General features: G+C 56.0%; 10 protein-coding genes. 6 read left to right on the top strand and 4 right to left on the bottom strand.

Annotated features, from left to right (window positions below; genetic code table 11):
* Nucleotides 1-75: 75 nt before the first annotated feature.
* Nucleotides 76-366: a YtxH domain-containing protein gene (locus J2I48_RS27200; RefSeq protein ID WP_207338692.1), complete on the bottom strand. Its 291-nt coding sequence runs from the start codon at nt 364-366 to the stop codon at nt 76-78.
* 87 nt (nt 367-453) lie between these two features.
* On the opposite strand from J2I48_RS27200, the gene J2I48_RS27195 reads away from it, so the two are divergent.
* Both J2I48_RS27195 and J2I48_RS27190 read left to right on the top strand, forming a co-directional pair.
* Nucleotides 454-1,491, top strand: coding sequence for an aminopeptidase (locus tag J2I48_RS27195; RefSeq protein ID WP_207338691.1), 1,038 nt, complete (start codon nt 454-456; stop codon nt 1,489-1,491).
* Between the two features lie 13 nt (nt 1,492-1,504).
* The gene (locus J2I48_RS27190; protein WP_207338690.1) at nt 1,505-2,290 is read left to right on the top strand and encodes a DUF3108 domain-containing protein; all 786 of its coding nucleotides are present in this window, start codon (nt 1,505-1,507) and stop codon (nt 2,288-2,290) included.
* Between the two features lie 10 nt (nt 2,291-2,300).
* Here the strand turns inward: J2I48_RS27190 and J2I48_RS27185 are convergent, their stop codons facing one another.
* Nucleotides 2,301-3,290 (bottom strand): GNAT family N-acetyltransferase, encoded by a 990-nt coding sequence (locus J2I48_RS27185; RefSeq protein WP_207338689.1) that lies wholly within the window; start codon nt 3,288-3,290, stop codon nt 2,301-2,303.
* Between the two features lie 160 nt (nt 3,291-3,450).
* Nucleotides 3,451-4,860, bottom strand: a complete 1,410-nt coding sequence (gene dnaA, locus J2I48_RS27180) for a chromosomal replication initiator protein DnaA (RefSeq protein WP_207338688.1) — start codon at nt 4,858-4,860, stop codon at nt 3,451-3,453.
* Nucleotides 4,861-5,007: 147 nt separating this feature from the next.
* Here dnaA and J2I48_RS27175 point away from each other — a divergent pair, with 147 nt between their 5' ends.
* Nucleotides 5,008-6,333, top strand: coding sequence for a methylmalonyl-CoA mutase family protein (locus J2I48_RS27175; protein ID WP_207338687.1), 1,326 nt, complete (start codon nt 5,008-5,010; stop codon nt 6,331-6,333).
* Nucleotides 6,334-6,351: 18 nt separating this feature from the next.
* Here the strand turns inward: J2I48_RS27175 and J2I48_RS27170 are convergent, their stop codons facing one another.
* Nucleotides 6,352-8,856 (bottom strand): TonB-dependent receptor, encoded by a 2,505-nt coding sequence (locus tag J2I48_RS27170; RefSeq protein ID WP_207338686.1) that lies wholly within the window; start codon nt 8,854-8,856, stop codon nt 6,352-6,354.
* 116 nt (nt 8,857-8,972) lie between these two features.
* Here J2I48_RS27170 and scpA point away from each other — a divergent pair, with 116 nt between their 5' ends.
* From scpA to J2I48_RS28715, 3 genes are read left to right on the top strand one after another with little or no spacing between them, the layout of a single operon-like run.
* Nucleotides 8,973-11,135: a methylmalonyl-CoA mutase gene (scpA, locus tag J2I48_RS27165; RefSeq protein WP_207338685.1), complete on the top strand. Its 2,163-nt coding sequence runs from the start codon at nt 8,973-8,975 to the stop codon at nt 11,133-11,135.
* A 33-nt stretch (nt 11,136-11,168) separates the two neighbouring features.
* A complete protein-coding gene (locus tag J2I48_RS27160) occupies nt 11,169-11,462 on the top strand; it encodes a DUF433 domain-containing protein (RefSeq protein WP_207338684.1) in 294 nt (97 codons plus the stop codon).
* A complete protein-coding gene (locus tag J2I48_RS28715) occupies nt 11,455-11,628 on the top strand; it encodes a DUF5615 family PIN-like protein (RefSeq protein WP_207338683.1) in 174 nt (57 codons plus the stop codon). Before J2I48_RS27160 ends, J2I48_RS28715 begins: the two co-directional genes overlap by 8 nt.
* The last annotated feature ends 7 nt before the right edge of the window (nt 11,629-11,635 follow it).

The following is an 11,635-nucleotide window of genomic DNA, read 5'->3' as shown; positions in this document are numbered from 1 at the left end:
CCCCGAGCGCAGTCGAGGGGCCTAGCTAGCGAAGCAACCGCGACGGCGGACCGTTTAGACATTAAACCTTAGACCTTAAACCTTAGGCTCTAAATTATCCGGCTTTTTACCCAGCACGTCGTCAATGGCCTGTTCGGCGTTGGGGAAGTTGGTTTTCAGCATCTCGGCCAGTTGTGCCTTCAGCTTCTCGAAATACTCCGGAGCGTTGTCGATGGCGCCTTCCGCCTCGGTTTTCAGCTGAGTGCCCTTCTCCTTCAGGTCGGCCATCATTTTCTCGCCTTCTTCCGTTTGCATGTATTTGTTCAAGGCCACCCCGGCGGCGGCACCGAGAATGAACGTGGCTAAGTGTTTTGCATTGACAGCCATTGTAGTATGTCGTTTAAGTGAAGCACGAACGTACGGAAAAAGAATGAGCGAATGAGTGACGCTCATTCACTCATTATCTTCGCCCCTATGAAACGGCGGATTTTGTTGGGGGTGTTACTTGTCGTGGTGGGGCTAGGTATTTGCCAGCGTGAGGTAGTGAGCTACGGCTACATGCTGGTGAAAGGGCAGTTTACCATGCTCTACGAAGCCCGCCCCGTGCCCGACGTATTGGCCGATGCCGCCGTGCCCGATTCCGTAAAAACGCGAATCCAGCTCATACAGGCTATTAAGCAGTATGCCGTTGACTCGCTTGGGCTAAACCAGTTCAAAAATTTCACGACCTACTACGATCAGACCGGCAAGCCACTAACCTACATGCTCATTGCCTCAGACCGGTATGCGCTTAAACCGCTGATGCACAACTACCCCATTGTGGGAGCGTTTCCGTACCAGGGCTTCTTTGGCCTCGACAATGCCAAGCGGGCCGACTCGCTGCTACGCTTGCAGGGCTACGACACCCAGATTCACCTGGGCGCGGCCTATTCAACGCTGGGCTTTTTTAAAGACCCGATCCTGTCTAGTTTTCTGAAATACAGCGAAGGGCGGCTGGCCGAGCTGATCATTCACGAAATGACCCACGGCACGCTGTTCATAAAAAGCAGCCTCGAATACAACGAGAACCTGGCCAATTTTGTGGGTGACTACGGCGCCGACCGCTACATGGCCCAAAAATATGGTCGTACGTCGAGCCAATACCGCGACTACGTAGCCAGCAACGTGTATTACGAACACTACAACGACCACGTTCTGCGGGGCACCAACAGGCTCGATTCCCTCTACAAGTCGTTTAAACCCTCTACCCCTGTGGCTGTCAAAGATTCATTGAAATGGACGCTGATTAGCCAGATCGTAGCCACCACAGATACCCTGCCGGGGCGGTCTGCCAACGGTAGCGCGGCCAAAAGGGTCCCGTCTAAAAAAGACTTGCCGAACAATGCATACTTCGTAAGCTTTTTGACGTATAATAAACAGCAGAACCGGTTTAAAACGGAGTTTGTTAACCAGTTTGGCAGTGATTTTCCGCGCTATCTGGCGCACCTTAAACAGACCTATCCTTCTTTGTAATAGACTGATTGCCATGAAAAAAACCGGTATCATTCTCAGTATGGTTCTCGTGTTGGTTGGTTTCCGGGCCACCGATTCGTACCGACGGGTGGTGAACACCAGTTTCGGACCGGGTGAACACATCGAGTACCGCGTTCACTACGGTTTTATCAACGCCGCCGAAGCCCGCGTCGACGTGGCTCCCTCCCTCTATACCGTCAACGGGCGGCCCTGCTACCAGGTCAACGTCTTTGGCCGCACCACCGGCGCGTTCGACATGGTAAAACGGGTGCGCGACACCTGGCGTTCGTACATCGATACATCGGCCATTTTGCCGCAGAAATTCTATACCAATATTCAGGAGAGCAGCTACCGGAAGGAGGAGAACATGACCTTCAACCACGCCAACAATACCGTGAAGGCTGAAGAGCGCACCGAAAAAGACCTCTTCAAGGTGCCCGACAACGTGCACGATTTTGTGAGCAGCTACTACTTTCTGCGCACCGTCGACTTCAACCGCATGGGCCTGAATCAGATTATTGAACTGCCCACCTTCTACGACGACACGGTTTACAACCTGAAAGTACAGTATCGGGGCAAAGAGAAGATTAAGACCAAGTTTGGTCAGGTGAACGCCATTAAGCTCAGCCCCATCATGGCCGCCAACAATTTCTTTAAGGGCCAGGATGCCCTGCTGGTGTGGGTCTCAGACGACGTAAACAAAGTACCCTTGAAGGTGCAGGTCGAACTTTCCATCGGCTCGCTCGATATGGATATCAAGTCTGTCTCGGGCCTGAAACAGCCAATCCGGGTGAATTGAAGTGTAACGTTTAAGGTCTAAACTTCACCCCCTGCACTCCCCTTTCCAGCCACGTTAGTCGGCTCCAGTTCAGCAGCAGATAGGGTTGCGCTGTTGCGCCGAAACTCTCGTAATAGTTGATAATAGCCTGTTTGTCAGGGCTTTCAAAATCCAGGAGCAGCGGCAGGTCCGTTGCTTTTTTTCGTTCAGCCTGAATCAGTTTATCCAGCAGTAACGACCGGGCATCGAGCCGGCGACCTTCGGCGTTGGCGGCGTTGACGAGGTAGATGATCCGGTCGTGCTGGGCTAAAAACAACGCTCCCGCCACAACCTGCCCCCCCGCCCAGACATATTGCAAACTGGCTAAGCCACGCGGCGCGGCGGCGCGAAATAACGCCCGCAACAGGTCGTACGCCCAGTCGCCCACGCCAATTTCGTCGGCATGGTTTTCCCGAAACAGCGTCAATAGTGGTTCAAGATCCATTGATTCATCTACCCGCCAACCGGATACGGCCGCGCTACGGTTGGTGGCCCGGTGCAGGTGCTTTTGACGATATGTTGTGTAAGCAGGCTGCTCTGACTGGCTACCGCCCACCCCCAGTACGTGTGTGTGTCTGACCTGCTGCCGAACCAGCGTAGGTAAGCCCGGCATTGGCTCCGCCAGCAGCAATTGCCACTTAGACGCGTACCGGTAGCGGTCATACACCGCGTTGATGAAGGGCGCTACATCGAGCGGTTCTTGGGAGAAGATGGCCAAAAACTGACAGAACAACGGTTGATAGACTACCCAACGCCCCCACCGTTTTCGCAACGGCACGGGCATCACCACCGCATACCCCCCACCCGATTCGTGTTCGACCACTAACCCCTCCCACCGCCAGCCGGGCGTGCTCGTTACGGCATCCAGGTACCACGTATACCCATATACGAGCGCGTTGTGCGCCCCAGCCACGCAGCCATTCCAGGCGGCATCGTTTGTTATCTCTCTAGTTAACCATTTGACTAATAGTCGTTCTACCATTTGCCTACCGATTTAGTCAAAATGGCTACCAAACGGGGAACATGCCGCACCCGATTTTCGAAAGCATGTTTTGGTTGATAGTTGGCTTTCGAATGTCATTCACCCGCAGACTATAGCGCCTTCACTAATCGAAGAAGAAGCGTAGCATCTTGGTTTTCAACTATTTGAAATATCCCTTCAGCTTGGTGATCTCTTCACGGGTGTCGGCCTTCTCTTTAATAAGGTCGTTGACCAGTTGGATAGCGTGGATGACGGTGCTGTGGTCCCGCCCGCCGAAGTGGTAGCCAATGGATTTCAGCGACAGTTCGGTCATTTCTTTGGCCAGGTACATGGCCACCTGACGCGGATGCACCACCTCGCGCTTCCGGCTTTTCGATTTCAGATCGGCGATGGTGACGTTATAGAAATCGGCCACCATTTCCTGCACGGTGTCGATGTTGATTTCTTTTTCGTCGTTTACTACAATATTGCGCAGCGTCATCTTGGCCAGTTCGAGGTCGATGTCGCGGCGGTTGAGTGAGGCCTGCGCCATCAATGATACCACCACACCCTCCAATTCGCGCACGTTGGTGTTGATGCTATGGGCCAGGTACTCGATCACACTGTCGTCGATGTACACCCCTTCAGCCACCAGTTTTTTCTGAATAATGGCAATACGGGTCTCTAAATCAGGTGTTTGCAAGTCGGTGGTGAGGCCCCACTTAAAACGCGACAGCAGCCGGTCGTCCAGGCCACCAAGGGCGGTGGGCGGTCGGTCGGAGGTCATGATGATCTGCTTGCCCGACTGATGCAGGTGGTTGAAGATGTGGAAGAAGATGTCCTGCGTTTTCTCTTTCTTCTGCAAAAACTGCACGTCGTCGATCACCAGCACGTCGACCTGCATATAGAATTGGGTAAAATCGCGGAGCGAGTCGGACTTAATGGCGTTCAGAAACTGGTTCGTGAACTTCTCTGACGTGACATAGAGGACGAATTTGTCCTGGTTGTTATTCTTGACGAAGTTGCCAATAGCCTGCACCAAATGGGTTTTGCCCAGGCCCACGCCGCCGTAGATCATCAGCGGGTTGAACGAGGTCAGTCCCGGCCGCGACGCCACCGCGTGACCGGCGTTGCGAGCCAGCCGGTTGCAGTCGCCCTCCACGTAATTATCGAAGGTATAAGACGGGTTGAGGTACGAATCGAGGGTGAGCGAATCGAGGTCCTTAAGCTGAAACGGCGACCGCAGAATGTCGGGGTTAACGTTGTCTGGCTTGGCCGACTGCGGGTTTTTGGTGGTGGGCATGTTTACCGCAATGGGGCGGTTTTGGGCGTTGCCCTGATCGACCACAATTGAGTATTCGAGCTGCCCGTCGCGGCCAATGGCATAGTCGAGGGCTTTGCGCAGGGCGTGGACGAAATTTTCTTCCAGCCACTCATAGAAAAACTCACTCGGCACCTGAATGGTGAGCACACTACCCTGCATCCGCACCGGAATAATAGGTTCGAACCAGGTTTTATAACTGGCTTCGGGCACTATTTCCTGAAGAACGCGGAGGCAGTTATTCCAGACGGTCTGTACTTCGCGTTGCATGGTTCGTGGTGGATACGGCGGTCAATTTACTGGGTCAGGCGTGGCTACGGTTGCCAAAAAGGGAGACAAAAGTAGCACAATTTATGAATTGTGAGCTGAGAAAAAAGAGGTCGTACCTTTAACCGGTCAACGCTTCATTTTACACGCATGCCTACCTCTTTTTCGGCCCCGTTTCCCGCTGCTACCCATGCCGACTGGCTGGCTCAGGTTCAGAAAGACCTGAAAGACCCCAATGCCTACGAAAGCCTGCGTTGGCCTACGCCCGAGGGCTTCACTGCGGAGCCATACTACACCGCCGAACAGCTTGCCAGTCTCCCGCTTGCTCAGATACAGGCGGTCCAGAAAAGTGCCCCTGGCTGGCTAAATACCCCTTTTTACGCTATAACAGACGAAAAAACGGACAACGCCACCCTGCGCGATGCCCTGGCATCCGGGGCAGAAGCGCTGGTGTTGCAACTGCGCGCCAACGCCGATCTGCCGCACCTGCTAGCAGGTATCAAGCTGAGCGACACGCCCGTTTTCTTTCACGTGGAGGGCGACATAGTGGTGTTTCTGGAGCGGCTGCGGCAACTGGCTCCTTACCAATTGCGGGGGGGAATTATGACCCACCACGCCAACCTGCCCGAAGCCCACACGCTCACCGCCGACTCGCCCCTGTTTCGTATTGTCACGATCAACGGCGGGGCCTTCCACCACGCCGGAGCCACTGCCACGCAGGAGCTGGCCTTCACGCTGGCCCAGCTCGCCGACATGTATGACAGCCTGACAGCGAGCGGGTTAGCCGTTGACCAACTGGTACCGAAAACGACTATTACGCTGGCCGTAGGTACCAGCTATTTTATGGAGATTGCCAAGCTCCGCGCCCTGCGGGTGCTGCTTGCCCGGTTCACCAACGCCTACGCTCTTTCTTCCCCCACTTCTTTTCCTCCTTTCTTCTTAACCTGCACTACCTCCCCCTTTTATGAGGCAACGGCCACGCCCTACACCAACCTGCTCCGAGCCACGACCGAGGCCATGGCGGCGGTGATTGGTGGTTGTGACGCCTTGAGCGTAAGGCCGTACAATGCCGTTTTGAACGCGCAGAATGAGTTCAGCCACCGCATTGCCCGCAACGTGTCGGTGTTATTGAAGGCTGAAAGCTACCTCGACAAAGTAGCCGACCCCTCAGCGGGGAGCTATTACATCGAAAGCCTGACGCACCAGCTAATCGAAGCAGCGTGGACGTTGTTTTTGCAGGTAGAAAGCATAGGCGGTTTTGCCAAAGCAGCCGAAACAGGATTCATCAAAAACGAACTCGACGCTGCCTACCAAGCTAAAATTCAAGCCGTTACCAACGGCCGAACACTGGTGGGCGTGACCAAATTTCGGCATGACGAGGGCGAACAGACAAAACCTGCAAGTCAGAGTATCGCCCAGTCTGAGGGAGATTTTACAGGTTTGAACAACCGACGATTGGCGGAGTCGTTTGAATGAGGTCTTTAGCTCACTCGCTTACAACCGCAGCCCGACCGATACATACCCGGTGCGACCGTCGGCGGGTAGGATGCCGGGGCCAGGGTAGCCACCGGCGCGGCGGGTGAAGTAGCGCTCGTCGGTGAGGTTGTTAATGCCTGTGCGCAGTGTGTAGCGTTTTGCCACCGTCAGTGAGGCCGACAAGTCGAAGACGCGGTAGGCGGGAATGACGCCTGTTTGAGCGTTGGCCGTGGGCGTTTCGGTATTGTTGGCATCGCTGTAAGCCCGGCCTACGCAGTTCATCAGGGCCGTGAGCGTGAAGCTCTTCAACGAATAATTCAGCCCGAAGCGGCCAATAAAATTAGGCGCGTTCTCCACAAAGCGGTCGCGCAGGTTGGTCTCGACGGCCTGCCCATTTGTGGCGGTTGCCACGCGCAGGCTCCGGTAGCGGGCATCTGTGTAGCCCACCGAACCAAACAGGCTCACGTGCCCATAGGCAGCCCGCCCACGTACCCCGCCAGCCAACGCCGCTACGGGGTCAAGCTCTACATAGGCCTCCACGCCCTGACTCACGCTCTGGCCAATGTTGGTCCGAAACTGGTAAGGCCGTCCGGCTTCGTTGAGCAGCGTGAGTGTACCGATACGATCGTTGTAGTTCACGAAGAAATAGCTCACGTCGAAGTTGAGGTAGTTTTGTACCCGGCCACGTATGCCCGCATCGAGGGTGTAGCCACGGGCGTCGCGCAGGTTGGGGTCCACCACAAAGTCGGTGACGGCGGCGGGCGTGAGGTCGGAAAAGAGCACCGGGCGGTAGGCCTGCGAGGCGTTGCCGTAGACCGCAATGGTTTGGTTGAACTTGAATTCGGTGCCAATACCCGCCAACAAAAACCGCCGTGTGCTTTGCTGGCTTACCCCATTTTCTGAGCCATTGGCGTTAAGACTAAGCCGCCCGCTGATGTTATTACTGAGCGATTCGAGGCGTAAGCCGGGCGTAACGGTCCAACGGGGACTGAGGCGGAATAGGTTTTCGGCAAAAGCAGCCACGTTCACCACGCCCAGGCTCAGGTCGCGCGGGAAACGGTCGGTCTGTAAGTTCAGGTTAAAGTCTGTTCCGGTGTCGCCCCGGCCTTGCTGCTGGCGCTGAGTGTGACCGTTGAAATATTTAAGGCCCGTAGCCAGGGTGTGTTCCTGCCCCAACAACTGGTAGCGCGTTAGCAGGCGGAGTTCACTGCCCCAGTTCTGGTACGTATCCCGGTCGATTTGGCGTGGTTGGCCAGTGGCGGTTAGGGCGTCGGGCGTGGTGATAGCCTGGGTGAAGCCAATACTATTGCGTTCGCCAACCAGGCCGTGCAACGTAGCCGTGAGACGGGTTTTGTCAGTAAAGGCATATTCGGCGGTGAGCGTAGGCACGGTCCAGGGGGTGCTAAACCAGTTGCGGGCGCGGCTGCTTTGCCGGGCGTTTTGGGCAAACTGCGCGTCGGTGAGGCCACCCGGCTGCTGACTTTCGTTATACAGCCGCGACACCTCCAGCCCCAGTTTGAGCTTGTTGGTAACCGCATACGACAGGGCCGCGTAGCCATTGAAAATGCCGTAACGGCTGTTATCGCGCCAGCCGTCGGCGCGGCGGTAGTGGATGTAGCCGTTGTATTGCAACCGCCCCACGGTGCCACTGACGCGGTTATAGGTCGAAAACAGCCCGTAGCTGCCCCCCGTCTGCTGCGTTTCCAGGCTAAACGGTTTGCTGGCGGCGGGCTTCAACACGTAGTTGAGCAGCCCGCCAAACTGCGGTCCGTATTGCAGCGACGCCCCGCCCCGCACCAGTTCAATGCGCTCTACAGCCTCCATCGGCGGGTTGTAATAGGCCTCCGGATAGCCAAACGGGTCGGAGCTAACATCGACGCCATTTTGCCGCACGTTAAATTCCCACGACCGGTTGGGACTAAGGCCCCGCACCGACACGCCCACCTGCATACCCGACCCGTCGTTTTCCCAGACCATCACGCCCGGCGTTTTGCTAAACACCTGTCGGCTGTTGTTGGTCACCAGGTTAGCATCGAGCGCATCGAGGTTGATGACCTCGGTTTTCTTCCCAGCATAAATGGCCGACTGGCCCACGTCGGGCAGGGTTTCGCGGTCGTGCAGACCCTTGGCTGCCACTATGTTAACTGTCGCCAACTGTTGCATCGCCTCCTGCACAGTCAGGTTTAACGTACTGATTTCGGCCCGGCGTACATTGACTGGCTGGGTCAGCACTTGTACCCCCACACCCGACACTTCCAGGGTGTAAGCACCCTCAGGCACGTTTTTAAACTGGAAAAAGCCCCGTTCATCGGTGGTGAGGCGGCGCACCGTTCCCTGCAAACGCACCTGCACCCCACCCGCCGGTTGCCCCACAGCATCAACCACATACCCCTGTATGCCACCGGTAGCCACGGGGTCATTATTGGCTATGAAGATGGCCAGAGCTTTAGCCTGCGTTGTCGGCGGAAACAAGTTTACTGAGGCAACAAATAAGGCAAGACAGGTGAATGAACGTGAGCGCATTGTTTAGATTCATTTTAAACAATGCAAATGTACTAGCCGTGATAGTAATACGACTACATTATTTAGAAAAAATCTAAACAATCTTTGTTTCGGACAAAAGGCGTTATTTTGGCACTATGCGCCCCGACTTCACCAACATACCCAACCCCTCACCTACCAACGCCCAGCCTGCGGTTGGCTTACCTGCCTATACTACCGCCGAGGGTATTAGGCTGAAGCCGCGCTTTACCATTGCCGATGCCCCTGAGGCGCAAGGACGGTCCGCCGCCGCGGTTGCATTTCTACAGGCGGGGATTCCGCCCTATCTGCGCGGGCCTTACTCAAGCATGTACGTGCGCCAACCCTGGACCATTCGGCAATACGCGGGGTTTTCAACCGCCGAAGCGTCGAATGCGTTTTACCGGCGCAACCTGGCGGGGGGGCAAAAAGGGCTGTCCGTTGCTTTCGATCTGGCCACGCACCGGGGCTACGACTCCGACCACCCGCGCGTGGTGGGCGACGTGGGCAAAGCGGGCGTGGCCATCGACTCGGTAGAGGACATGAAAATTCTGTTCGACCAGATTCCGCTCGATCAGATGTCGGTGAGCATGACCATGAACGGGGCCGTGTTGCCCATTATGGCCTTCTATATCGTGGCTGCCGAAGAGCAGGGCGTTTCGCCCTCAACGTTGTCGGGCACGATCCAGAACGACATTTTGAAGGAGTTCATGGTGCGCAACACCTACATCTACCCCCCTGCCCCGTCGATGCGGATCATCGGCGACATTTTTGCCTATACCAGTCGGCACATGCCGAAGTTCAACAGCATCAGCATCAGCGGCTACCACATGCACGAGGCCGGCGCGCCCGCCCACCTCGAACTGGCCTACACCCTGGCCGACGGGCTAGAGTACATCCGTACGGGGCTGGCGGCAGGCATGGTCATCGATCAGTTTGCGCCACGGCTGTCGTTTTTCTGGGGCATTGGCATGAACCACTTCATGGAGATCGCCAAGCTGCGGGCAGGACGGTTGCTCTGGGCTACACTGGTGGAGAAGTTTAGACCACACAACGCCAAATCGCTGGCTCTGCGCACCCATTGCCAAACCTCCGGCTACAGCCTCACCGAGCAGGACCCGTTCAACAACGTAGCCCGTACCACCATCGAGGCCCTGGCGGCGGTGCTGGGCGGTACGCAAAGCCTGCACACCAACTCACTCGACGAAGCCATTGCCCTCCCCACCGATTTTTCGGCTCGCATTGCCCGCAACACCCAGCTCTATCTCCAGCACGAAACCGACATTACCCGCGCTGTCGACCCCTGGGGTGGCTCCTATTATGTGGAATACCTGACGAACGAGTTGGTGGAAAAAGCAGGGAAGCTGATTGATGAAGTAGAACAACTCGGTGGCATGACGAAAGCTATTGAAACGGGTTTGCCCAAGCTCCGCATCGAAGAAGCCGCCGCCCGCAAGCAGGCCCGCATCGACGGGGGTAAAGACGTGGTGGTGGGCGTGAACCGCTACAAACTCGACGTACCCACTGAGATTGAACTCCTCGAAGTAGACAATCAGGCCGTGCGCGAAAGTCAACTACAGCGGCTGGCGCAGATCAAGCAAACGCGCAATCAGGCAGCAGTAGATAAGGCACTGGCGGCATTAACGGAAGCAGCGCAACACCCCAAAAACTCAGCAAACCTTCTCGCCCTGGCCATCGAAGCGGCCCGGCACCGCGCTACGCTGGGCGAAATTTCAGATGCGCTGGAAAGGGCTTTTGGCCGCCACAAAGCCACGGTCCGGTCGGTGTCGGGGGTGTATTCGGCAGAGGTGTCAGACGATGAGAACTTCCGCATTGCCCGCGAGATGACCAATCAGTTTGCCGCCGAAGAAGGGCGCCGCCCGCGGATACTGGTGGCCAAAATGGGGCAGGATGGTCACGACCGGGGGGCTAAAATCATTGCCACAAGCTTTGCCGACCTGGGCTTCGACGTCGACATGGGTCCGCTATTCCAGACCCCCGCCGAGGTGGCCCGGCAGGCAGCCGAAAACGACGTTCACCTGGTGGGGGTGTCGAGTCTGGCGGCGGGGCACAAAACGCTGGTGCCGCAACTGATTCAGGAGCTAAACGCCATTGGCCGCGACGACATCATGGTGATTGCCGGCGGCGTAATCCCCGCCGCCGACTACCAGTACCTCTACGACGCAGGCGTGAAGGGCGTTTTCGGGCCGGGCACGGTCATCTCCATCGCCGCCCAGAAAATCCTGGCCGAGATGATGACACCAGAAACAGGCAATGTATAGATTTTGTATCTTCACTAAATAACCAACATCGGTATGGTCACTACCTTAGACGCGCACATAGTACAAACGCCCGGCATTGCTGGCGGTCAGCCGCGAATTGCAGGGCATCGAATTACCGTTGGTCAGGTTGCAGTTTGGCATGAATTGATGGGTTGGTCGGCGGATGAAATTGCTACAGCTTATAGCTTGTCTCTAGGCGATGTTTACGCGGCGTTGGCTTACTATTTCGATCACCAAGATGCGATTGAGTTAGCCATGAATCAGACTGAGCAATTTGTCCAGGATCTGCGCAAGGCAACCCCATCCAAACTAAACCAACGTGGCTGAGCGCATTCGTTTTTACACGGATGAGCAGGTCGCCAGAGCTGTTGTTGACGGATTGCGTCGCCGGGGAGTAGATGTGTTGACGTGTCAGGGAGCAGGCTTGTTAGGAATACCAGATACAGATCATCTCACATTCTCTACTGATAGTCATTGCATTATCTTCTCATAAGATGATG

It is taken from the genome of Fibrella aquatilis (assembly GCF_017353255.1).
Lineage (GTDB): Bacteria > Bacteroidota > Bacteroidia > Cytophagales > Spirosomataceae > Fibrella > Fibrella aquatilis.
The sequence above is the reverse complement of the archived record's forward strand: the minus strand, read 5'-3'. Positions and strand labels throughout refer to the sequence as shown.